Raw genomic sequence first — 23,410 nt, forward strand, 5'->3', positions numbered from 1 at the left:
CGACGTCGCCCCCCGGCTCCCCCCAGCATCCAGCCCACCCTAGGCGTCGGGCTCGTCGTTGTCCGTCGTACGCGCGATAGCCACGATCGACACGTCGTCCGGCAAGTTCATCAACTTGACACCCATGGTCGCCCGGTCGCGGGTGTGCCGCACGCCGTTCACCGGGGTCCGGATGACGCCCCCGCCGGAGGTGATCGCGTACAGCTCGTCGCCGAGCACCACCGCCAGCGCGCCGACCAGCGCCCCCTTGCGCGCCTTCGGGTCGGCGGTGAGCACACCCTTCCCGCCCCGGCCCTGCGGCGGGTAGTTCTCGATGCCCGTCCGCTTGGCGTACCCGCGCTCGGTGGCGACCAGGACGTCGACGCCCTCCTGGACGACGATCATCGACAGCAGGGTGTCGTCGTCGGACAGCGAGATGCCCCGGACGCCCTCGGTGGCCCGCCCCATCGGGCGCAGCTGCGCGTCGTCCGCCCGGAAGCGGATCGACATGGCCTTGCGGCTGACCAGCAGCAAGTCCTGCTCCGGGTGGATCAGCGCCGCACCCACCAGCTCGTCGTTCTCCCGCAGGTTGATCGCGATGACACCGCCGGTGCGCGGGGAGTCGAAGTCGGTCAGCCGGGTCTTCTTCACCTGACCGCGGGCCGTGGCCAGCACCAGGTACGGCGCCACCGAGTAGTCCTTGATCTGCATGACCTGGGCGATCTTCTCGTCCGGCTGGAACGCCAGGATGTTCGCCACGTGCGCCCCGCGGGCGGCACGGTTGGCCTCGGGCAGCTCGTAGGCCTTGGCCCGGTAGACCCGGCCCTTGTTGGTGAAGAACAGGATCCAGTCGTGGGTGGAGCCCACGAAGAAGTGGTCGACCAGGTCGTCCTGCTTCAGCGCCGCCCCCATCACGCCCTTCCCCCCGCGCCGCTGGCTGCGGTAGAGGTCGCTCTTGGTGCGCTTGGCGTAGCCGGTGCGGGTGATCGTGACGACCACCTCCTCCTCGGCGATGAGGTCCTCCATGGAGACGTCACCGTCGTTGGCCACGAACTGGGTGCGCCGGTCGTCGCCGTACTTGTCGACGATCTCGGCCAGCTCGTCGCGGATGATCTGCCGCTGCCGCTCGGGGGAGTCCAGGATCGCCTGCAGGTCGGCGATCCGGGCCTCGATCTCGGCCAGCTCGTCGAGGATCCGCTGCCGCTCGAGGGCGGCCAGCCGGCGCAGCTGCAGGTCGAGGATCGAGACCGCCTGGATCTCGTCGACGTCCAGCAGCTCCATCAGGCCCGAGCGCGCGGCCTCGGCCGACTCGCTGGCCCGGATGAGGGCGATGACCGCGTCGAGCTGGTCCAGTGCCTTGGCGTAGCCGCGCAGGATGTGCGCGCGCTCCTCGGCCTTGCGCAGCCGGTAGCGGGTGCGCCGGACGATGACCTCGACCTGGTGGTTGACCCAGTGGCGCACCAGCTCGTCCAGCCGCAGGGTGCGGGGGACGCCGTCGACGATGGAGAGCATGTTGCAGCCGAAGGTGGTCTGCAGCTGGGTGTGCTTGTAGAGGTTGTTCAGCACGACCTTGGCGACGGCGTCGCGGCGCAGCGTGATGACCAGCCGGCGGCCCACCCGGTCGCTGGACTCGTCGGCGATCTCGCTGATGCCCTGCAGCCGGCCGTCCTTGACCCCGTCGGCGATCGCCTCGGCCAGGTTGTCCGGGTTCACCTGGTACGGCAGCTCGGTGACGACCAGTTGCACGCGACCCCGGTTGTCCTCCTCGACGGTGACGACGGCGCGCATGCGCACCGAGCCGCGGCCGGTCCGGTAGGCGTCCTCGATGCCCTCGCGGCCGACGATCAGCCCGTGGGTCGGGAAGTCCGGGCCCTTGACCCGCTCCATGCACGCGGTCAGGGCCTCCTCGGCCTCCGCCTCGGGGTGGTCGAGCATCCAGAAGACGGCGGCGGCGACCTCGCGCAGGTTGTGCGGCGGCATGTTCGTCGCCATGCCGACGGCGATGCCCGCCGAGCCGTTGACCAGCAGGTTCGGGAACCGGCCGGGCAGGACGAGCGGCTCCTGCTTGGTGCCGTCGTAGTTGGGCTGGAAGTCGACGGTCTCCTCGTCGATGTCCCGGAGCATCTCCATGGCCAGCGGGGTCAGCCGGGACTCGGTGTAGCGCATGGCCGCCGCGGGGTCGTTGCCCGGGGAGCCGAAGTTGCCCTGGCCGTCGATCAGCGGGTAGCGCATCGACCAGGGCTGGGCCAGCCGCACGAGGGCGTCGTAGATCGCCGAGTCCCCGTGCGGGTGGTAGTTGCCCATGACCTCGCCGACGACGCGCGCGCACTTGACGGTGGCGCGGTCGGGGCGGAAGCCCTGGTCGTACATGGCGTACAGCACGCGGCGGTGCACGGGCTTGAGGCCGTCGCGCACCTCGGGCAACGCGCGGCCGACGATGACCGACATCGCGTAGTCGATGTAGCTGCGCTGCATCTCCTGCTGGAGGTCGACCGGCTCGACGCGGTCGCGGCTGGGTGTTTCCGTCACGGTCTGGTTCTCCACAAGTCGATACACAGCGGTGGATGAATGTGCAGGTCAGCTGGTGGACCCGGGGTGGACGGCGCGCCGGTGCCGGTGTCCAGCCGACGCGCCGTCGGCCCCGCCCCTGCCCCCGTGCAGGGGTCCGCCGCGAGCTCGCGGGCGGTGGGGGCCACGGGGGTCTCTCCGGGGCCTTGCTCAGACGTCCAGGAAGCGGACGTCCCGGGCGTTGCGGGTGATGAAGCTGCGGCGCGCCTCGACGTCCTCACCCATCAGCACGCTGAACAGCTCGTCGGCAGCGGCCGCGTCGTCCAGGGTGACCTGGCGCAGGATCCGGGTGTCCGGGTCCATGGTGGTCTCCCACAGCTCCTTGGCGTCCATCTCGCCCAGGCCCTTGAACCGCTGGATCGCGTCGTCCTTGGGCAGCTTGCGGCCGGCCTCCGCGCCGGCCTTCAGCAGGGCATCGCGCTCGCGGTCGGAGTAGGCGTACTCGATGCCAACCTTGCCGCCCCATTTGATCTTGTACAGCGGGGGCGCCGCCAGGTAGACGTGGCCGGCCTCGACCAGCGGCCGCATGAAGCGGAACAGCAGGGTGAGCAGCAGCGTGGTGATGTGCTGCCCGTCGACGTCGGCGTCGGCCATCAGGATGATCTTGTGGTACCGCAGCTTCGCCAGGTCGAACTCGTCGTGGATGCCGGTACCGAAGGCGGTGATCATCGACTGGACCTCGGTGTTTTTGAGCACCCGGTCGATGCGCGCCTTCTCGACGTTGATGATCTTCCCGCGGATGGGCAGGATCGCCTGGTACATCGAGTCGCGGCCGGACTTCGCCGAGCCGCCGGCCGAGTCGCCCTCGACGATGTAGACCTCGGAGTTGCGCGGGTCGGTGGAGCGGCAGTCCGCCAGCTTGCCGGGCAGGCCGCTGACCGACAGCAGGCTCTTGCGGGCCAGCTTGCGGGCGTCCTGCGCCGCGCGGCGGGCGCGGGCGGCCGACGCGGCCTTGGTGATGATCACCTTGGCCTCGGTCGGGTTGGCCTCCAGCCAGTGCCCGATCGCGTCGTTGCAGACCCGCTGCACGAACCCCTTGACCTCGGTGTTGCCGAGCTTGGTCTTCGTCTGCCCCTCGAACTGCGGGTCGCCGAGCTTCACCGACACGATCGCGGCCAGGCCCTCACGGATGTCGTCGCCGGTCAGCGCGTCGTCCTTGGCCTTGAGGATGCCCTTGTCCTTGGCGTACCGGTTGACGATCGAGGTGAGCGCCGCCCGGAAGCCCTCCTCGTGCGTGCCGCCCTCGTGCGTGTTGATGATGTTCGCGAAGGTGTGCACGGACTCCGAGTAGGCGTCGGACCACTGCATGGCGACGTCCAGCGACATGGCCGTGTCGTTCTTGCCGACACCGTCGGCGGCGAAGCCGATGACCGAGCGGTGGATCGGGCTCTTGCGGCGGTTCAGGTGGGTGACGTAGTCGACCAGGCCGCCGTCGTAGCGGTAGGTGATCTCGGTCGGCTCGAACGCCTCGGCCTCGTGGCCGGGCGCCGGCGCCTCCTCGGCGATCGAGGTCTCCTCGGCCAGGCCGGTGTCGGCCTTGCTGTGACCGGGGCGCTCGTCCCGCAGCACGATCGTCAGGCCCTTGTTCAGGAAGGCCATCTCCTGCAGCCGGCGGCTGATCGTGTCGAACGAGTAGGTCGTCGTCTCGAAGATCGTGTCGTCGGCCCAGAAGGTGATCGCCGTGCCCTGCTTCGTGGTCGGGCCGACCTGCTCGAGCGTGCCCGGCTTGTTCTGCGTGTAGTGCTGGTGCCACTCGACGCCGTTGCGCCAGATGGTCACGTCGAGCTGGGAGGACAGCGCGTTGACCACCGTGACGCCGACGCCGTGCAGGCCACCGGAGACGCCGTAGCTCTTGCCGTCGAACTTGCCGCCGGCGTGCAGGACGGTCAGGACGACCTCGACGGTGGGCCGCTTCTCCACCGGGTGCATGTCGACCGGGATGCCACGGCCGTTGTCCTCGACCCGGACCCCGCCGTCGGCCAGCAGGGTCACCTTGACGGTGTCGCAGTAGCCGGCCAGTGCCTCGTCGACGGAGTTGTCGACGACCTCCCACACCATGTGGTGCAGGCCGCGCTCACCCGTCGAGCCGATGTACATGCCGGGGCGCTTGCGGACCGCCTCCAGGCCTTCGAGGACGGTGATGGAGCTGCCTGAGTAGGCAGTCTCGTTCTGCGGCGCAGCGACCACGTGGGGCCTCTCTCTCGCGCAGCCGGGCAGCCGGCGCGACCACGTCGACGACGGCGTCGACCGGCGCAGGACGGCTCTCAGGGGGCTGCTGGCGGTGTGTCCTCTCCAGAGTACCGGGTCGGGACGACAGAACCTCGCCGCCGACGGCCTGAGGGCGCGCCAGAGCCTCTCCCGGCTCTCCCGCCACCACCCGTGTTGCCCCCCGAGTCGACACGCCGCCTCGAAGCGCTGGGTGGCCCCGTCGCCTGCGTGGTGGGAGCGAGCGGGTCCTCCGTCAGTTGACCGGGCCGCCCTTGGTGAACCGCTCGGGGTCCAGCGGCGGGACGGCGGGCCCGGTCCGCCGGTTGATCAGCACCGTGACGCCCCACAGGACGACGCCGATCACCAGCAGGACGCCGGCGATCCGGTACTGCTCGGTGGGCCGGCCGGCGAACGGGGTGGCGAGGAAGGCGCAGCTCAGCGCGCCCACGATGGGCAGGATCGTCGGCGTGCGGAAGTGGTCCTCGGCGACGGGGTCCTTGCGCAGCACCAGGACGGCGATGTTGACCACGGTGAACACGATGAGCAGCAGCAGGGCGGTGGTGCCGCCCAGCGCCGGCACCGCGCCGACGAAGGTGATCAGGCCGAAGGCCAGCGCGGTGGTGAACAGGATCGCCGTGGTCGGGGTGCGCCGGCGGGGGTGCACCCGGCCGAGCAGCGGCGGCAGCACGTGCTGCTTGCTCATCCCGTAGACCAGCCGGCTGGCCATCAGCATGTTGATCAGCGCCGAGTTGGCGACGGCGAACATGGTGATCACACCGAAGATGCCGACCGGGAAGCCGGGGGCGCCGGCCTCGACCACCTGCAGCAGCGGGGTGTCGCCCTCGCTGAGGGCGTCGGCCGGGACCAGCGCGATCGCCGAGATCGACACCAGCACGTAGATGAGGCCGGTGGCCAGGAGGCCGGCGAGCAGCACCTTCGGGAAGATGCGCCGCGGCTCCTTGCACTCCTCGGCCATGTTGACCGAGTCCTCGAAGCCGACCATCGCGAAGAAGGCCAGGCCGGTCGCCGCGATCACCCCGCCGACCACCGAGCGGTCACCGGTGTCGAACTCGGTGACCCGGGAGAAGTCGCCCTCGCCGACGCCCAGCGCCCAGAGGCCGACGCCGATGACGATGAGCAGGCCGGAGAGCTCCACGCAGGTGAGCACCACGTTGGTCTTGACGCTCTCGCCGACCCCGCGGTGGTTGACCAGCGCGACCAGCGACATGAAGCCCAGGCCGATCAGGGTGATGCCGATGCCGTCGGAGATGCCCAGCCCGAACACGCTGGCCGCGTTGGCGCTGAAGGCCCGCGCGGCCGTGGACGCCGAGGTGATGCCCGAGCTCATCACCGCGAAGGCGACGAGGAACGTGACGAAGTGGATGCCGAAGGCCTTGTGCGTGTACAGCGCCGCGCCGGCCGCCTGCGGGTACTTGGTGACCAGCTCCAGGTAGCTGAAGGCGGTCACCAGCGCGACCAGGAAGGCCACCAGGAACGGCAGCCACACCACCCCGCCGACCTGCGCGGCCACCTGGCCGGTCAGCGCGTAGATGCCGGTGCCGAGGATGTCGCCGACGATGAACAGCAGCAGCAACCCGGGGCCCATCACCCGCTTGAGGCTGGGCTGGCCGTCCACGGTGCCGTGGTCGTCGGTGCGCACGGTCTCGGCCATCGGTGCCTCCCGGGAGCGGGGGTGCCGGTCGAGCGTGGTCGGCCGGTCGCGAGGACGTAGCGCGTCGATGCTCGTGCCTGCCGGACCCGCTGTCGACCCGGGACGGCCACGGGCCGGGGACCGTTCCACGTGGAACAGCACCCGGCCCCGCGCGGTCACCGGCCGCGGGCGAGGGCCGCCACCACGGCGGCGAGCAGCCGCGCGTGGTGCTCGACGAGCAGCGGCCGGTGCGCGTCCGGCCGCACCGCGGCCACGAAGCCCGCGGCCGCCCACAGCTCGTCGCCGTCGTCACTGCCCAGCAGCGACTGGCGGACCACCGGGTCCTCGACCAGGGCGCGGACCTGCGGGCCGTCCTCGGCCGCGAGCAGCACCCAGCGCCGGTCGAACTCCGGGTCCGGCCCGGGGATCTGCAGCAGCCCGCCGATCCGGTGCCGCCAGATCCGGGCGGGGGACAGCCGGAAGCCGGGGACGTCGCCCAGCAGCGGCGCCGCGGTGATGGCATGGGTGGCCACGAAGCCGCGCCCGACCGGGGACAGGACGTCGCAGGCGACCAGGTCCAGCCCGTTGCCCCGGCCGCGCAGCACGTGCCCGGGCCGGTCCTCCTTGCCCGGCCGCACGGGCGCGGTGCGCACCAGCTCGGCGAGCGCGGCGTCCTCCGGGCCGGTGCCCTCGGAGCTGGTCCAGCCCAACTGCGCCGCCCAGGCCTGGAGGCCGTAGGGGTCGCCCGGGTCGACCACCGGCACCGGGGACGCGGGCCCGCCGGGATCGGCCGGCGGCTCCTGGGGGCGCGGGCTGAACAGGCCGCCCCAGCCGCGTCGCCGTCCTTCCGGCTCGGCCCCGGGCGGGACGTCGGACTGCCGCTGGTCCGCCGCCGGCGGGTCCCAGGCGGCGTCCGGCCCGGGCGCGGCCGGTGGCCGGTCGGCGTCCGGCACAGCGGGCGGCACGGCGGGCGGCACGGCGGGCGGCACGGATTCGGGGCGCGCGGGCTCCACGGTGGGCAGGTCCCAGCCGGGCGGCTGCCAGCCGGACCCGGTGGGCTCCGCCGGCCGGTCGGCGGGGCGGTCCGCCGGCGCGGCGTCCCCCTCGCCGAGGTGCGCCGGCTCCTGCCAGCCGGACCCGGCGGCGTCGTCGAAGCCGTCGCGGTCCCGGTCGCGCGGGCTGCTCATCGTGGGTGCTCCTCATCGGTGTCGATCGGGCCTCGGTGCCGAACGGGCCTCGGTGCCGAACGGGCTTGGATCAGCCGTAGGTGTCGCGCGGCCCCCGGCCGCGGACGGTGCGCGGGCCCTTCTTCCAGCTCGGCGCCGTCGGTCCGACAACGCGCAGCTTGGTCACGACGTCCCCGCCGACGCCGGCGCGCAGCTTGCCGAGGATCGTCGGCGCGAGCAGCCGCAGCTGGGTCGCCCACGCGGTGGACTCCGCGACGACCAGCAGCTCGCCCTCGCTCAGGGACTCCGGCCGGCAGTGCGCGGCGATGTCCGGGCCGACCAGCGCGTCCCACCGGCCGAAGACCGAGCCGACCTTCGTCCGCGCCGTCCAGTCCTGCTGGCTGATCAGCGAGTCGACCAGCGACGCGAGCGGCTGGGGGTCGTCCGCACCGGGGCCGGGGCCGGTCCAGGCGCGCCGCGGCCCGGCGATCCGCCGCCGGGTGGGCCGGGGCCGGGCCGCCGACGCGGCGCGGGCCGCCTCCAGTGCCGCGCGGGCGATGTCGGAGGGACGGGCAGGGCGGTCAGCGGTCACCGGGCACCCCCAGCATCGAGTCGTCCACGGGTCCAGCATCGGGCAGGCCACCGACGTCGAGCGGTTCCGCCGTGCCGCCACCGACCACCACCACGTGCTGCCGCAGCTCGGCCGGGACGTCCTCCAGCACCGCGGCGGTGATCAGGGTCTGCTCGGCCGAGCGGGCCACCGCGGCCAGCGCGGCCCGGCGGTCGGCGTCCAGGGTGGCGAAGACGTCGTCCAGGACCAGGATCGGCTCCTCGCCGTCGGCCCGGAACAGCGCGAAGGTGGCCAACTTCAGCGCCAGCGCGAGCGACCAGGACTCGCCGTGGCTGGCGAACCCCTTGGCCGGGACCGGCCCCAGGTGGATGACCACGTCGTCCCGGTGCGGGCCGACCAGGGTCATGCCGCGGTCCACCTCGTCCCGGCGCCGCTGGGCCAGCTGCTCGCGCAGCGCGGCGGCGAGCTCGTCGGTGGTGGGCAGGGTGCTGCCCGGCAGCAGCGGGGCGCCGTCCCCGGCCAGCGGCACGGTGCTGGAGTACCCCAGCCCGGCGGCCGCCGGGCTCGGGCCGGCGACGTCGGCGTAGGCCCGGGCCACGTGCGGGGCGAGGTCGGCGACCAGGCGCAGCCGGGTGGCCAGCAGCTCGCTGCCCAGCTGCACCAGGTGCCCGTCCCAGACGTCCAGCGTCGCCAGCGCGTCGCCGCGGGCCAGCCGGGCCGTCTTCAGCAGCGCGTTGCGCTGCTTGAGCACCCGGTCGTAGTCACCGCGCACCCCGGCCAGCCGCGGCGTGCGGCTGACCAGCAGCTCGTCGAGGAACCGGCGCCGCTCGGTGGGGTCGCCCCGGACCAGGGACAGGTCCTCGGGCGCGAACAGCACGCTCTTCACGACGCCGATCAGCTCCCGCGGCCGGGACAGCGGCGCCCGGTTGACGCGCACCCGGTTGGCCCGGCCCGGGTTGACCTCGATCTCCACCAGCAGCTCCCGGTCGCCGCGCCGGACCGCCGCCCGGACGACGCCCTGCGCAGCGCCGTGCCGCACCAGCGGGGCGTCGGAGGAGACCCGGTGGCTGCTCAGCGTCGCCAGGTAGCCGACCGCCTCGACCAGGTTCGTCTTCCCCTCGCCGTTGCGGCCGACGAGCACCGTCGGGCCAGGACGCAGCGCCAGGTCGACCCGCTCCCAGTTGCGGAAGGAGCCCAGCTGCAGGTGCCGGACGTGCACGCCTCAGCGCCCCCGTGAGGTACTGGGACGGCCCACCTGCAGGGGCCCGCGCCGAGCCCGCGAGGCGTGGGGGGCAGGGGGGCCCTTCCTCACGCCGGCTTCTCGGGGACCGGGTTGTTGCCGCGCGTGTCGATGCTGGCCTGGACCGCGTGGCCGCCGAACTGGCTGCGCAGCGCCGCGACCGCCTTCATCGTCGGGGAGTCCTCCTGCCGGGAGGCGAAGCGGGCGAACAGCGACGCGGCGATGGCCGGCATGGGGACGGCGAGCGCGATGGCCTGCTCGACGGTCCAGCGGCCCTCGCCGGAGTCCTCGGCGTAGCCGGTGATCTTGTCCAGGCCCGGGTCCTCCTGCAGCGCGCGGACCAGCAGGTCCAGCAGCCAGGAGCGGATGACGGTGCCCTGGGTCCAGGACGCGACCACCCCGGGGACGTCCTCGATCACGTCCGCGGCGGCGAGCAGCTCGTAGCCCTCGCCGTAGGCCTGCATCATCGCGTACTCGATGCCGTTGTGGACCATCTTCGCGAAGTGCCCGGCACCCACCGGCCCGGCGTGCACGAACCCGGCGCCCGGCATCTCGGTGCCGGTCTCGTCGCGGGGGGACGGCGGCTTGAGCGCGTCGAAGACCGGCTGGACCTTGGCGACGTCCTCGACCGAGCCGCCGACCATCAGCGCGTAGCCGTTCTGCAGGCCCCAGACACCGCCGGAGACCCCCGCGTCGACGTAGCCGATGCCCTTGGGGGCCAGCTGCTCGGCGTGCACCTTGTCGTCGGTGAACTTCGAGTTGCCGCCGTCGACGATCACGTCGCCCTCGGACAGCAGGTCGCCGAGCGCGCGGACGGTGGCCCGGGTCGGCTCGCCGGACGGCACCATCACCCACACCACCCGCGGGGCCTCGAGCGCCTGGACCAGCGCCTCCAGGCTGTCGACGTCCCGCGCGCCCGGCGCGCGGTCGTACCCGATCACCTCGATGCCCGCGCGGCGGACCCGCTCGGCCATGTTGCCGCCCATCTTGCCCAGCCCGACCAGCCCCAGCTGCACGTCCGGACCCTCCCTCAGCTGCTCGTGAACGCGGTCGTCCGCGGTCGCTCCCGGTGGGCGCGCAGCGCCCTGGTCCGCAGGGACCCCCGGGACCTGTCCGCCGCCCATCGTGCTCGCCCGCCGCACCGGCCGCGCGGCGGGGTGTGTCAGCCGGGCAGGCGCACCGGCATGATCAGGTACCGGTAGCTGCCCGGCCGCTCGGCGGGCTTCGCCGGCGCGTCGTCGTCGGCGGAGGGCTCCTCGACCCCGGACAGCACGGCCGGCTTGAGCGCCGTGGTGAAGTCCATCCGCGCCCGCTCGGTGTGCACCGCGGCCAGCCCGTCGAGCAGGAACGTCGGGTTGAAGCCGATGGTCAGCGGCTCACCGTCGAACTCGACGTCGCACCGCTCCTCGGCCTGCCCCTCGTCGTCGGTCCCACCGGCCCGCAGGGTGACCTGGCCGGGGGTGAACTCGCAGCGCAGCGGGGTGCCGCGCTCGGCGACCAGGGCGACCCGCTTGGCCGCGTCGGTGAACAGCCCGACCGGCAGCGTCGCGTTGGACGAGGACTCGGTGGGCATGATCGCCCGGTACTTCACGAACTCCGCGTCCAGCAGCCGGGTCGTGGTCTGCCGGTCCTTGCCGGACAGGCCGAGGATGCCCTCGCCGGCTCCGCCGGAGGACAGCGACAGGGTCACCTCCGGGCCGCTGGTGAGCGTCTTGGCCGCGTCGGCGAGCGTGCGGGCCGGCACCAGCACGGCCGCCGTCAGCCCCGGCTGCTCCGGCCGCCAGGCGAACTCGCGCACCGCCAGCCGGTAGCGGTCGGTCGCGGCGAGGGTCACCAGGTCGTCGTCGATCTCGAGCCGGACGCCGGTGAGCATCGGCAGGGTGTCGTCCCGGCCGGCGGCCACCGCGACCTGGCTCACCGCCTCCGCGAAGGCGTCGCTGTCCACGACCCCGGCGGTGGAGGGCATGGAGGGCAGCGACGGGTAGTCCTCCACCGGCAGGGTGGGCAGGCTGAACCGCGCGTTGCCACAGGCGATCGACAGCCGGGCGCCCTCGGCGACGACGTCGACCGGGTGCGGCGGCAGCGCCCGGGTGATCTCGGCGAGCAGCCGACCGGGGACCAGGGCGCGTCCGCTCCCGGTGGACTGGACGTCGACCTCCGACCGCGCCGACACCTCGTAGTCGAACCCCGACACCGACAGCTGGTTGGCGTCGACCTCGAGCAGGATCCCGGCGAGCACCGGCACCGACGGCCGCGGCGGCAGGCTCCGCGCGGTCCAGGCGACCGCCTCGGCGAGCACCTCACGTGCCACCCGGAACTTCATCTCGTACCCACCTCTGGTCCTCGTGCTCTGGTCCACGTATGCGGTGCTCGGTCCCGCTGGCCGGTCCGGCGCGGGGGTGCGGCGCCCATCCTGCCCCGACGTGCCCCCGGTCTGACCAGTCCCCCGTCCCGGGAGCGGGCGCACCGGTCGGTCAGCGGGACGTGCACGCGTTCTGTCGGTGCCGGGGTGGAGGGTGCCCGGGAGGGCCGCCAGCGGGCGGTCCCCACCCAGAGTGTGGTTCAAGAACTCCTCGAGATAACTCCTTCATCCTCGTCATCACGTGTGTGGATGTTGGGGAGAAGCCCTGTTCACGCACGTCAGCGACCGAGGAGGGGTGTTGGTGCGCTGTGCGTCGGCCGCCCTCTCCCTGTGTCGACACGTGGACAACTCGACGGTTCTGCACCGACGCCCCCGGTTTCCCACGCTCCGTCCCCGCTGGACCCGCAGGTCCGTCCCCACCGTGCGCCCGACCGGCCGCCGTGGTGGAGTTGTCCACCGTTCCCCCGAGTCGACTTGTGGACAGCTGGAGGGCGCAGCAGGCCCCGGCGTCGGCACCGGGACCAGCGCCGACACGACGGGCTCCCTCAGGCAGGGGGTCTGGCCTGCGGCGATGCCCGCGCGCCGGTGAGTCCCCAACCTGTGCACAGAACTGGGGACAAGGCGACAAATGACCCGGACGGGTGAGGACAGAGCCGCGCAGGGTCACCGGATCGGTGGACAGGACGCGGCCCGCCCCGGGCACCGGTCGGGGCGAGCCCGGAGCGCGATCAGGCGGGGGTCCCGCGGAGCTCAGGAGCGGGCGCGGCTCTTGATCCGGGCGGTGAGCTCGGTGACCTGGGTGTACGTGGCCCGGCGCTCGCTCATCAGGCCGGTGATCTTCTTGACCGCGTGCATGACCGTGGTGTGGTCCTTGCCGCCGAACGAGGCGCCGATCCGCGGCAGGGACAGCTCGGTCAGCTCCCGGCACAGGTACATGGCGATCTGCCGGGCGTTCACCAGGGTGCGGCTGCGGTTGCTGCCCTGCAGCTCCTCCATCGTCACGGAGAAGTACTCGGCGGTGGCCGCCATGATGATCGCCGCGGTGATCTGCGGGCCCTGCTCGTCGCTGATCAGGTCCTTGAGCACCAGCTCGGCCAGCGCGAGGTCGACCGGCTGCTTGTTCAGGCTGGCGAAGGCGGTGACCCGGATCAGCGCGCCCTCGAGCTCGCGGATGTTGGTCTGCACCTTGCTGGCGATGAACTCGAGCACCGCGTCGGGCGCCTGCAGCCGCTCCCCGTAGGCCTTCTTCCGCAGGATGGCGATGCGGGTCTCCAGGTCCGGCGCCTGGACGTCGGTGATCAGCCCCCACTCGAACCGGGTGCGCAGCCGGTCCTCCAGCGTCGTCAGCTTCTTCGGCGGCCGGTCGGAGGTGATGACGATCTGCTTGCTGGCGTTGTGCAGCGTGTTGAAGGTGTGGAAGAACTCCTCCTGCGTCCGCTCGGCGCGCTCCAGGAACTGGATGTCGTCGATGAGCAGGAAGTCGATGTCCCGGTAGCGCCGGCGGAAGTCCTCGGCGCGGCCGGAGTGCACCAGGTTGATGAACTCGTTGGTGAACTCCTCGGTGCTGACGTACCGGACCCGCACGTTGGGGAACATCCGCGCGGCGTAGTGCCCGATGGCGTGCAGCAGGTGGGTCTTGCCCAACCCCGAGTCGCCGTAGATGAACAGCGGGTTGTAGGCGCGGGCCGGCGCCTCGGCGACCGCGACCGCGGCGGCGTGCGCGAACCGGTTGCTGTTGCCGATCACGAAGCTGTCGAAGACGTACTTGGGGTTCAGCCCCGGGTCCAGGGCGCCGGGACGGCGGTCGGCGAACAGCGGCACCGCACCTTGGCCGCGGCCCGGGCGCCGGTCGGCGGAGCTGCCCTGGTCGGCCGGGTTCCGGGTCGGGGCCGAGGTGTCCCGGTCCCAGGGGGCCAGCCGGGGCTGCACCCCGACGCCCGGCCCGGTGCCGGCGGCCTGCCAGTCCGCGGGCTCCTCCGCGACGGCTCCGCGGGACCAGTCCCGGCCGTCGCCGGACTCGGGGAGCCACACGTCCGCGCGCAGCGTCTCGTCCTGCGGCGACTCGGGCCGGAGGGCGTCGGTGCGGACGGCGTCGGCGCGGACCCCGAAGGCGCTGCGCCCGTCGTCGGCCCGGTCGCGGGCGGCGCGGTCCTCGGCGGCGCGGTCCTCCGCGGCCCGCTCCCGGGCGGCGAGCTCGTCGGCGTACCGGTCCCCGGGGGGCTCGGCGTACCGGTCCCCGGGGGGCTCGGCGTACCGGTCGGCCGGGGGCCAGGTGGCCGCTTCCTCCCGAGGAGCGCGCTCCCGCTCACCGGGCCAGCGCCGGTCCTCGTCCGGCCCACGGCGGGGCGGGGCGGGCGCCTGCGCCGGGGTGTCCTCCAGCTGCACCGCCACCCGGATGGCGCGACCGAACTCGGCCGACAGGGCGTCGGCCAGGGCGGTGCGCATCCGGGACTCGAGCACCGTCTGGGTGAACTCGTTCGGCGCCGCCAGGACGGCGGTGTCCTCGACCAGCCCCAGCGGGCGGGTGAGGTTCAGCAGCGCGTTCTGCTGCGGGGACAGGCTGGTGGCCAGTCGCTCGCGGATCTGGTCCCAGACGGTCGCCAGGTCGACCGTGGAGTCGGCCATCGACTGTGTCCCTTCCCGTGCCGTCGCTTCCTCGCCCCGCGCCGTCGTCCACAGGTGGGGGACGGGCCCTCCGGCCCGGTGGATCCCCCGAACGGTCCCCAGCTGTGGACGTGCGACGGTGCTCGTTCCACACGAGTGTCCACAGTCTGTGCACGCCCGGCGACGTGCTGCCCCGGCCCCGGCGGGTGCCGGTCGCCGGGAGCGGCGTACTCCCAGGTCAGGGCGTGCGTGCGACCCGTCGGGGGGAGGTCCTGCGAGCGGCTGGCCGACCGGCGCGGTGTACGAACCGGGAGCCTGTCGTCCAACGCGGAGCGACGGCGACGCTAACAGCTCCATCCACAGCCCGGCAACGCGCCCGACCCCGTGACGACGGCGGCCGGTCCGGCCGGCGGCGTGTCCCGCCGGACCGTTCCGCCCGGGTGTGGCCCGATCGGTCCGGCCGCCGCCGCGGTCCCCGCCCGGTCTCGGCTATGCTGGTCGGCGTCTGTGGACACGGACCGTCGCACGTCCCGACCCGGGGAGCACTCCACCGGGTCCTTCGTACGCGGGTCCGGCCACGGCAGACCAGCCTCCGGGTGCCGGAGCGGTCCGTGGCCCGCCGGGTCCCGGGTCGGCCGGCCCTCCGCGTGCACGGTCCCCAGCCGGGGCCGCGCCGCACCGACGTCGTCAGCAGTGGGAGTCCCTCGTGAGCAAGCGCACGTTCCAGCCGAACAACCGCCGCCGGTCCAAGACCCACGGCTTCCGGCTGCGGATGCGCACCCGTGCCGGTCGCGCCATCCTCGCCGGCCGCCGGCGCAAGGGTCGCGACAAGCTCTCCGCCTGAGGTGCTGCCCGCGCAGGCACGCCTGCGCCGGCGGCCGGAGTTCACCGCGGTCGTGCGGTCCGGCCGGCGTGCCGGCCGCCCGACGCTGGTGCTGCACTACCTCCCCGTGAGGGCAGCCGACACGATCCGGCCCGTCGCCCGGACCGGGGGTCTCCCCGACCCCGCGGCCGGGCCGCGGGCCGGTTTCGTGGTCGGCAGGTCCGTCGGCAACTCCGTGTGCCGGCACCGGGTGACCCGCCAGCTGCGGCACCTGGTCCGCGCGGAGCTGCACCGCCTGCCGCCGACCGCCGACCTGGTCGTCCGCGCGCGCCCCGAGGCGGCCGGCGCCGGGTCCGCCGTCCTCGGGCGCGACCTGAGCCGCGGTCTCGACCGGCTGCTGGGTGCGTCCCGGGCCGACCGGTCGCACCCGTCGTGAGCGCCTCCCCGGCGACGGCCCTGCTGGCGGCCGTGCGCTTCTACCAGCGGGCGATCAGCCCGGCGTTCCCGCCGCGGTGCCGGTTCGTCCCCAGCTGCAGCGCCTATGCCGCCGAGGCGATCGAGGTGCACGGCGCCGCCCGCGGCACCTGGCTCGCGCTGCGCCGGCTGGCCAAGTGCGCGCCCTGGCACCCCGGCGGTGTCGACCTCGTCCCGCCGCCGAACACCCCCGAGCCCGGCTCAGGAACCGCTGGGCCCACCCAGTCGTCGAGCACAGCGGCACCCGCCCGGGTGCCGGGAGCCGACGCGGGCCGTCGTCCCGATCGAGCCACCCCGCCGGCCACCGGCCGGGCTCCCCAGCAGGAGGCTGGCGTTGTTTGACGTGAACCTGAACTGGTTCTACACCGCGATCGCGTGGGTGATGAAGCAGTGGCACACGCTGTTCAGCACCTTCCTCGACCCTGCCGGTGGCATCACCTGGGCGCTGTCGATCGTCTTCCTGGTCATCACGATCCGGCTGCTGCTGTTCCGCCTGTTCGTCAAGCAGGTCAAGTCGCAGCGGGCCATGCAGGAGATCCAGCCGGAGATCCAGAAGCTGCGCCAGCAGTACGGCGCGGACAAGCAGGGCTTCAGCCAGGCGATGATGGCGCTGCAGAAGGAGCGCGGGGTCAACCCGCTGGCCGGCTGCCTGCCGCTGCTCCCGCAGATCCCGGTCTTCCTCGCGCTCTTCCACGTGCTGCGCCGCCTGGCGCCCGGCAAGGAAGGGCTCTACAGCTGGGACGACACGCTCACCGACCAGGCCGCCAAGGCCGAGCTGTTCGGTGCGCCGATCTCGGCCTCGTTCAACATGCAGGAGCCGAAGCAGAGCGCGATCCTCGCGCTGACCGACGGCAGCTACACCAACATCCGGGTCGTCTGCTTCGCGCTCATCGTGATCATGTGCGCCACGACGTTCTTCACCCAGAAGCAGATCATGCGGCGCTCCGGGCCGGTCGAGGGCCAGGCCGCGATGATCCAGAAGATGCTGCTCTACGGCATGCCGATCAGCCTCTTCGTGTCCGGCTTCTTCTTCCCGATCGGCGTCCTGCTGTACTGGCTGGTCAACAACCTGTGGACCCTGGGGCAGCAGTTCTACATCCTGAAGAAGCTGCCGCCGCCCGGATCGCCCGGTGCGCTCGCCAAGGCCGCCGAGGACAAGCCCAAGGTCGACCCGAAGACGCTGGCGCCCAAGCCCGGCGCGAAGCCGGTGCGCCCGAAGCAGGGCCGCCCGGCGACCGTGGCCCCCTCCTCGACCGTGGACGCCACCGGCGGCTCGGTGGACGTGCCGCCGGCCAGTGGCGCCTCCGCCGTGGGCACCGGCTCGCTCGACGGGACGCCGGCAGCCGACGGCGGCCCGCGCAGCAGCGGCACCGCCGGACGTCCGGGTGCCGGCGGCAGACCCGGCGCGGGCAGCCGGTCCGGACCGGCCAACCGCGGCAAGCGCAAGCGCCGCTGACCTGCGGCGGGCGCACCCGGGCCGGCGGCCCGCGCGGTGCCCCGCCCTCCGACCACCGGGTCCGCCCGGCCGCCTGCACGACACGGAGGACCACATGAGTGCACCCGAGAACGACACCGTTGCGACCGCCGAGGCGACCTCCGACGCGGTGCTCCCGCGGACCGGCGGGTCGGGCGACCCGGCCCTCCCGGACGCCGACGACGCCTCCTCCGACGCGGTGGTCGAGCCGGTCGACATCGAGGACGTCGACGACGCCGAGGACATCGACGACGCCGAGGACGACGAGAGCCTGCTCGTGCGCGAGGGGGACGTGGCCGGCGACTACCTGGAGCGGCTGCTGGACATCCTCGACGTCGACGGGGACATCGACCTGGACGTCGAGGGCGACCGGGCGTCGGTCGCCGTGGTCGGCGGTCAGCTGAAGACGCTCATCGGCCCGGACGGCGCCACGCTGGAGGCACTGCAGGAGCTGACCCGGCTCGCGGTGGCCCAGTCCACCGGCGTCCGGAGCCGGCTGATGCTCGACATCGGCGGGTACCGCGCCAAGCGCCGGGCCGACCTCACCGCCCTCGCGGCCGAGGCCGCCGAGCGGGTGGCGACGAGCGGGCAGCCCGAGCGGCTGGCCCCGATGAACCCGTTCGAGCGCAAGGTGGTGCACGACGTCGTCGCCGCGGCCGCCGGTGTGCGCAGCGAGTCGGAGGGCGAGGAGCCGAACCGGCGCGTCGTGGTCCTGCCGGACGCGTGACCGGGCCGGACGGCGCCGCGGGCGACTTCGGAGACCGCTCGGTCTCGGAAGTGCCGGAGGCCGCGCGGCGGATGTTCGGGGCGGCCACGCCCGCGGCCGCCCGCTACGTCGCCAAGCTGGCCGGCGATGGCGTCACCCGCGGGCTGATCGGACCGCGCGAGGTGCCTCGGCTGTGGGAGCGGCACGTGCTCAACAGCGCGGTGCTGGCCGAGGTGGTCCCCGAGGGTGCCCGCGTGGTCGACGTGGGCAGCGGGGCCGGCTTGCCCGGGGTCCCGCTCGGGCTGGCCCGCCCGGACCTGGCGCTCACCCTGGTCGAGCCCATGGCCCGGCGGGTGGAGTTCCTCCAGGAGGTCGTCGCGGACCTCGGCGTCCCGTGGCGGGTCATCCGGGGCCGCGCCGAGGAGCGCGCCGTCGTCCGCGCCGTGGGGCCGGTCGACGTCGTCACCGCCCGGGCGGTCGCGCCGCTGCCCCGGCTGGTCGGCTGGTGCCGGGGGCTGCTCCGGCCCGGCGCCCAGCTGATCGCCCTCGTCGGGTCCCGGGCGGCGGAGGAGGTCCCCTCCCTCGTCCCCGAACTGGAGGCCGTCGGCATGCGGGAGATCCACACACGGGCTGTCGGTGTCGGGCTGGGCGAGGCAGCCACTACCGTGGTGCTGATGACGCGGGGCGGCGCTGCCCGACCACCCGCGCAGACCTGAGTTCCACGTGGAACACGACCGCGTTCCACGTGGAACACGGTGGCGAGGAGGACGCACCGATGACGGACCCCGGCGAGCGGTTGCGCAGCAGCCTGGCCGCCGACCAGGGAGTCGGTGAGTTCGACAGCCCCATCGCCATGGAGGCGATGCGGGCGACCCGGGTGCTGCACGCGGCCGACCAGGAGCCGTTCCCCGCGCCGGGGCGGATCCGGCTGATCACCGTGGCCAACCAGAAGGGTGGCGTCGGCAAGACGACCTCGACGGTCAACCTGGGCGTGGCGCTGGCGATGTACGGACTGCGCACGCTGGTCATCGACCTCGACCCGCAGGGGAACACGAGCACCGCCCTCGGTGTCGACCACACCGTCGGGACGCCGTCCATCTACGACGCCCTGGTCAGCGACGCGACGCTGGCCGAGGTCACCCACCCCACGACGGCCAGCCCGCTGCTGGCCTGCGTCCCGGCGACCATCGACCTGGCCGGCGCGGAGATCGAGCTCGTCTCCGTGGTCGCCCGGGAGCACCGGCTGCGCCGCTCGATCGAGGCGTACCTGCACGAGCTCCCGGTCGAGCAGCGGCCGCACTACGTGCTCATCGACTGCCCGCCGTCCCTGGGGCTGCTCACCCTCAACGCGCTCGTCGCCGGGGACGAGGTGCTCATCCCCATCCAGTGCGAGTACTACGCGCTGGAGGGGCTGGGGCAGCTGCTCTCGAACATCGACCTGGTCCGCGCGCACCTGAACCCGGGCATCTCGGTCAGCACCATCCTGCTCACCATGTACGACGGCCGGACCAAGCTGGCCGACCAGGTCGCCGACGAGGTCCGCAACCACTTCGGCGAGCTCGTGCTCACCGCGGTCATCCCCCGCAACGTCCGGGTGAGCGAGGCGCCGGGCTACGGCCAGTCGGTGCTCACCTACGACCCGGGCTCGCGAGGGGCCACCGCCTACGTCGAGGCGGCCCGGGAGCTGGCCCAGCGCGGGGTCGCCCTGGCGCCGGCCGCGCCGGCACCCGTGGCGCCGCCCCCGGTGCCGGCGGCGGCTCCTCCCCCGCCACCGGTGCCCGCGGCTCCTCCTCCCCCGCCGCCGGTTGCCGCGCTGGTGCTCGGCGAATCGGTTCCCCCGGCTCCGCGCGGCCGGCACACCCCGTGACCGCCCCGGTGTGCCTCCCTGACCCCATCCCCTCCGAGGAGGACCAGTGACCAAGCGCGGCGGACTCGGCCGGGGCCTGGCGGCTCTCATCCCCACCAGCGCGCCCGTCCCGACGGCCACGCCCGCGGCGAGGGCCGCGGAGGCCGCCGAGGCGGCCGGTGCCGCGGCGGTCGAGCAGACCGGGGCCGCTCCCCCGGCGCCGACCTCGCTCGCCGAGCGTGCCGCGGCCCGGGCCGCGGAGGCCACCGGGGAGGTCGCGGGCGTGCCCGGGGCCCAGCTGCGCGAGGTGCGGGTCGTCGACGTCCTGCCGAACCCGAAGCAGCCCCGGCAGGTCTTCGACGACGAGGCGCTGGAGGAACTCACCCACTCCGTGCGCGAGTTCGGCCTGCTGCAGCCGATCGTCGTCCGGGAGGCCCCCGACGGCGGCTACGAGCTCATCATGGGCGAGCGCCGGCTGCGCGCGGCCCGGGCCGCCGACCTGGACACGGTGCCGGCGATCGTCCGGGACACCACCGACGACGCGATGCTCCGCGACGCGCTGCTGGAGAACATCCACCGGGTCCAGCTCAACCCGCTCGAGGAGGCGGCGGCCTACCAGCAGCTGCTCGAGGAGTTCGGTGCCACCCACGAGGAGCTCGCCGGCCGGATCGGCCGCAGCCGCTCGCAGGTCACCAACACCATCCGGCTGCTCAAGCTCCCGGTCAAGGTGCAGACCCGGGTGGCCGCCGGCGTGCTCTCGGCCGGGCACGCCCGGGCCCTGCTCGGGCTCCCCGACGCCGAGGCGCAGGACGCCCTGGCCACCCGGATCGTCGCCGAGGGCATGTCCGTGCGCGCCACCGAGGAGGCGGTCGCGCTGGCCGTCGCCGACTCCCCGACCGCCGCGCGCCGGCAGGCCCGCAAGATCTCCGCACCGGGTGTCGAGGACCTCGCCGGCCGGCTGTCGGACGTCTTCGAGACCAAGGTCAAGGTGCAGATCGGCCGGGCGAAGGGGCGGATCGTCGTCGAGTTCGGCTCGGTCGACGACCTGCAGCGCATCGTCGGCATGATGGCCCCCGACATCACGGGGCGCACCGGCCAGGGATGAAGCAGCGACGCAGCGCCCCGGGTTGCGTCAGTGACTCAACCCCGGAGCGGCCCGGCTGCAGGGGCCCGCGGCGAGCTTGCGAGCCTGGGGGGCAGCGGGGTCCTTCCTCTAGCGAGCCGTGCCTGCCCGGCGGGAGAGCAGCGCGCCGAGGACGTCGCCGAGCCGGTGGCCCGCCGCCTCGACGGCCATCGGGAACATCGACGTCTCGGTCAGGCCCGGGGAGACGTTGACCTCCAGGAAGTGCACCTCGCCGTCCGGCCCCACGATCGCGTCGGTCCGCGACAGGTCGGCCAGCCCCAGCGACTCGTGGGCCCGCAGCGCCACCGCGGCGGCGCGCTCGGCGACCTCCTCGGGGACCCGGGCTGGCGCGTGGTACTCGGTGAGCCCGGGGGTGTAGCGCGAGGTGTAGTCGAAGACGCCGGACTCCGGGGCGATCTCCACCGCGGGCAGCGCCACCGGCCCGTCGCCCAGGTCGACCACCGACAGCGCCAGCTCGACGCCCTCCACGAACCGCTCCACCATCACGGTGTCCCCGTAGGCGAAGCAGCTCACCATGGCAGCCGGCAGGTCCTCCACCCGGCTGATCTTCTGCACGCCCAGCGACGAGCCGCCCGACGCCGGCTTCACCATCAGCGGCAGCCCCAGCCGGGCGACGATCAGGTCCAGGACGGCGCCGGCCCCCAGCTCCCGGAAGGTGCTGTGCGGCAGGGCCACCCAGTCCGGCGTCGCCACCCCGGCGGAGCGGACCACCGACTTCGCCGCGGGCTTGTCCCAGGCCAGCCGGCAGGCGGCGGCCGGCGAACCCACGTACGGCACGCCCGCCAGGTCCAGCACGGCGCGCAGCGCGCCGTCCTCGCCGGTGGCCCCGTGCAGCGCGATGAACACCGCGTCCACCGGCGCCGCGGACAGGCCGGGGAGCAGCTCCGCGTCGGCGTCGTGCAGCTCGGCGTCGATCCCGGCGCGGGTGAGCGCCTCCACCACCTGGCTGCCGGAGGAGAGGCTGACCTCGCGCTCGAAGGTCAGCCCGCCGGCGAGCACCACGGTGCGCAGCGGGTGACGGTCGGCGGCGGGAGTGGCTGCGGCCGCGGCGGCCGACTCGGTCACGACCGGGGTCCCCGCGGAGACGTGGAGTGCAGCCGAACGTCTTCGGAGGGTGGCCTCATGGCTGGACGTCCTCGTTCCGGTCGGAGTTGGCGGGGCCGATGAACGGGCCGGAGCCCTCCGGCTCGACCACGCGCGGCGGGCCGGGTCGCGACGCGGGAACGGCCCGGAAGGTCCCGGTGTCGACCGCGTCGAAGGTGGAGTGCAGGTCCAGCTCGGCCTCGATCACCCGGGACAGGCGGCGCACGCCCTCCCGGATCCGGTGCGGCTCCGGGAAGCAGTAGGACAGCCGCATGTACTCGCGGCCCGAGCCGTCGGCGTAGAAGCCGATGCCCGGCACGTAGGCCACGTGCGCGGCGACGGCGCGCGGCTGCATCAGCTTGGCGTCCAGCCCTGCGGGGAGCTTGAGCCACACGTAGAAGCCGCCGTCCGGCCGGGTCCAGCTGGTGCCCGGCGGCATCAGCGCGGCCAGCGACTGCAGGGTCGCGTCACGCCGCTCGCGGTACAGCTCGGTGAAGATCTTGATCTGCTCGCGCCACGGCTGGGTGTCCAGGTACCGGGCGACGGCGTACTGGGTCAGCGACGGCGGGCACAGCACCTGCGCCTCGGTGGCCAGCACCAGCTTCTCGCGGACGGCGAGGGGGGCGAGCACCCAGCCGACCCGCAGCCCCGGGGAGAAGGTCTTGGAGAACGACCCGAGGTAGATGACCCGCTGGTCGTCCCGGGCCCGGAGGGCGCGCATCGGCTCGCGGTCGAAGCCGAGCAGGCCGTAGGGGTTGTCCTCGACGACGAGCAGGTCGAACCGCTCGGCGATCGCCATGATCTGCTCGCGGCGGGGCTCGCTGAGGGTCACGCCGCCGGGGTTGTGGTAGTTGGGCACGGTGTAGAGGAACTTGACCCGGTCGCCGCGGGCCCGGCACTCCACCAGCGCCTGCTCCAGCGCCTCGGGCACCAGGCCGTCGTCGTCCATCTGGACGTGCCGGACGCGCGCCTGCGCGGCCTGGAAGACGCCCAGCGCGCCGACGTAGGACGGTCCCTCGGCGAGGATGAGGTCCCCCGGGTCGCAGAAGACCCGGGTCACCAGGTCCAGGCCCTGCTGGGACCCGACGGTGACGACGACCTCGCTCGGCGAGGCGTCGGTGATGCCCTCCAGGGCCATGACGTCGCAGATCCGCTCGCGCAGCCGGGGGTCGCCCTGGCCGGACCCGTACTGCAGGGTCTGGGCGCCCATCCCTGAGACCAGCTCGCCGATCATCGAGCCGACCGCGTCGAGGGGCAGCGCGGTCACCGCGGGCATCCCGCCGGCGAGCGAGACCACCTCGGGCCGGCTGACGACGGAGAACAGCGCCCGGATCTCCGAGCTCTTCATCCCGTGGGTGCGTGCTGCGTACCGGTCTGCCAGCGGGTCCAGCCGTGGGTGGCGGGGGTGGACGTGCGGGGACGCACCGGCGGAGTGCGCCCCGGCCTGACCGGTTCCGACCGACGGGTCGGGCACAGGGGGGGTCACCCCTCGCAGTCTATGCGGCCGTTCC

18 protein-coding genes and 1 pseudogene are annotated in these 23,410 nt (G+C 73.6%); 8 read left to right on the top strand and 11 right to left on the bottom strand.

Annotated features, from left to right (window positions below; genetic code table 11):
* Nucleotides 1-39: 39 nt before the first annotated feature.
* From gyrA to dnaA, 9 genes are all read right to left on the bottom strand, one after another.
* On the bottom strand, nucleotides 40-2,508 hold the full coding sequence (gene gyrA / locus HL189_RS19850; protein WP_369135453.1) for a DNA gyrase subunit A: 2,469 nt from the start codon (nucleotides 2,506-2,508) through the stop codon (nucleotides 40-42).
* A gap of 189 nt (nucleotides 2,509-2,697) precedes the next feature.
* On the bottom strand, nucleotides 2,698-4,734 hold the full coding sequence (gene gyrB / locus HL189_RS19855) for a DNA topoisomerase (ATP-hydrolyzing) subunit B (protein WP_369135454.1): 2,037 nt from the start codon (nucleotides 4,732-4,734) through the stop codon (nucleotides 2,698-2,700).
* A 274-nt stretch (nucleotides 4,735-5,008) separates the two neighbouring features.
* On the bottom strand, nucleotides 5,009-6,427 hold the full coding sequence (locus HL189_RS19860) for an APC family permease (protein WP_369135455.1): 1,419 nt from the start codon (nucleotides 6,425-6,427) through the stop codon (nucleotides 5,009-5,011).
* Between the two features lie 155 nt (nucleotides 6,428-6,582).
* Entirely contained in the window at nucleotides 6,583-7,593 is a 1,011-nt protein-coding gene (locus HL189_RS19865) for a hypothetical protein (RefSeq protein WP_369135456.1), read from the bottom strand.
* A gap of 70 nt (nucleotides 7,594-7,663) precedes the next feature.
* Complete coding sequence (locus tag HL189_RS19870) at nucleotides 7,664-8,164, bottom strand: DUF721 domain-containing protein (RefSeq protein ID WP_369135457.1); 501 nt, start codon at nucleotides 8,162-8,164, stop codon at nucleotides 7,664-7,666.
* Nucleotides 8,154-9,362 carry a DNA replication/repair protein RecF gene (recF, locus tag HL189_RS19875; RefSeq protein ID WP_369135458.1) on the bottom strand — a complete coding sequence of 403 codons (1,209 nt, stop codon included), beginning with the start codon at nucleotides 9,360-9,362 and terminating at the stop codon, nucleotides 8,154-8,156. Before recF ends, HL189_RS19870 begins: the two co-directional genes overlap by 11 nt.
* An 89-nt stretch (nucleotides 9,363-9,451) precedes the next feature.
* Complete coding sequence (gnd, locus tag HL189_RS19880) at nucleotides 9,452-10,399, bottom strand: phosphogluconate dehydrogenase (NAD(+)-dependent, decarboxylating) (RefSeq protein WP_369135459.1); 948 nt, start codon at nucleotides 10,397-10,399, stop codon at nucleotides 9,452-9,454.
* A gap of 146 nt (nucleotides 10,400-10,545) precedes the next feature.
* Entirely contained in the window at nucleotides 10,546-11,706 is a 1,161-nt protein-coding gene (dnaN, locus tag HL189_RS19885) for a DNA polymerase III subunit beta (RefSeq protein WP_369135460.1), read from the bottom strand.
* A 789-nt stretch (nucleotides 11,707-12,495) separates the two neighbouring features.
* On the bottom strand, nucleotides 12,496-14,370 hold the full coding sequence (gene dnaA / locus HL189_RS19890; RefSeq protein ID WP_369135461.1) for a chromosomal replication initiator protein DnaA: 1,875 nt from the start codon (nucleotides 14,368-14,370) through the stop codon (nucleotides 12,496-12,498).
* A 685-nt stretch (nucleotides 14,371-15,055) separates the two neighbouring features.
* Here dnaA and rpmH point away from each other — a divergent pair.
* From rpmH to HL189_RS19930, 8 genes and pseudogenes are all read left to right on the top strand, one after another.
* Complete coding sequence (gene rpmH / locus HL189_RS19895; protein WP_056296149.1) at nucleotides 15,056-15,193, top strand: 50S ribosomal protein L34; 138 nt, start codon at nucleotides 15,056-15,058, stop codon at nucleotides 15,191-15,193.
* A gap of 1 nt (nucleotide 15,194) precedes the next feature.
* Nucleotides 15,195-15,608, top strand: a complete 414-nt coding sequence (rnpA, locus tag HL189_RS19900) for a ribonuclease P protein component (RefSeq protein ID WP_369135462.1) — start codon at nucleotides 15,195-15,197, stop codon at nucleotides 15,606-15,608.
* A 20-nt stretch (nucleotides 15,609-15,628) separates the two neighbouring features.
* Nucleotides 15,629-15,835, top strand: a pseudogene (gene yidD / locus HL189_RS19905) (membrane protein insertion efficiency factor YidD); the annotation flags it as partial.
* A 154-nt stretch (nucleotides 15,836-15,989) separates the two neighbouring features.
* On the top strand, nucleotides 15,990-17,102 hold the full coding sequence (yidC, locus tag HL189_RS19910) for a membrane protein insertase YidC (RefSeq protein WP_369135481.1): 1,113 nt from the start codon (nucleotides 15,990-15,992) through the stop codon (nucleotides 17,100-17,102).
* A gap of 94 nt (nucleotides 17,103-17,196) precedes the next feature.
* Nucleotides 17,197-17,847, top strand: coding sequence for a protein jag (locus HL189_RS19915; RefSeq protein WP_369135463.1), 651 nt, complete (start codon nucleotides 17,197-17,199; stop codon nucleotides 17,845-17,847).
* On the top strand, nucleotides 17,844-18,542 hold the full coding sequence (gene rsmG / locus HL189_RS19920) for a 16S rRNA (guanine(527)-N(7))-methyltransferase RsmG (protein ID WP_369135464.1): 699 nt from the start codon (nucleotides 17,844-17,846) through the stop codon (nucleotides 18,540-18,542). Before HL189_RS19915 ends, rsmG begins: the two co-directional genes overlap by 4 nt.
* A gap of 59 nt (nucleotides 18,543-18,601) precedes the next feature.
* Nucleotides 18,602-19,693, top strand: coding sequence for a ParA family protein (locus HL189_RS19925; RefSeq protein WP_369135465.1), 1,092 nt, complete (start codon nucleotides 18,602-18,604; stop codon nucleotides 19,691-19,693).
* Between the two features lie 46 nt (nucleotides 19,694-19,739).
* The gene (locus tag HL189_RS19930; protein ID WP_369135466.1) at nucleotides 19,740-20,777 is read left to right on the top strand and encodes a ParB/RepB/Spo0J family partition protein; all 1,038 of its coding nucleotides are present in this window, start codon (nucleotides 19,740-19,742) and stop codon (nucleotides 20,775-20,777) included.
* A 108-nt stretch (nucleotides 20,778-20,885) separates the two neighbouring features.
* Here HL189_RS19930 and HL189_RS19935 read toward each other — a convergent pair whose 3' ends face one another.
* Together HL189_RS19935 and HL189_RS19940 are read right to left on the bottom strand one after the other, a co-directional pair.
* On the bottom strand, nucleotides 20,886-21,881 hold the full coding sequence (locus tag HL189_RS19935; protein WP_369135467.1) for a D-alanine--D-alanine ligase: 996 nt from the start codon (nucleotides 21,879-21,881) through the stop codon (nucleotides 20,886-20,888).
* Nucleotides 21,882-21,936: 55 nt separating this feature from the next.
* Nucleotides 21,937-23,385, bottom strand: coding sequence for a PLP-dependent aminotransferase family protein (locus HL189_RS19940; protein WP_369135468.1), 1,449 nt, complete (start codon nucleotides 23,383-23,385; stop codon nucleotides 21,937-21,939).
* Nucleotides 23,386-23,410 lie beyond the last annotated feature (25 nt).

This window comes from Modestobacter sp. I12A-02662, assembly GCF_041028325.1.
In the GTDB taxonomy this organism is placed as follows: Bacteria; Actinomycetota; Actinomycetes; order Mycobacteriales; family Geodermatophilaceae; genus Modestobacter.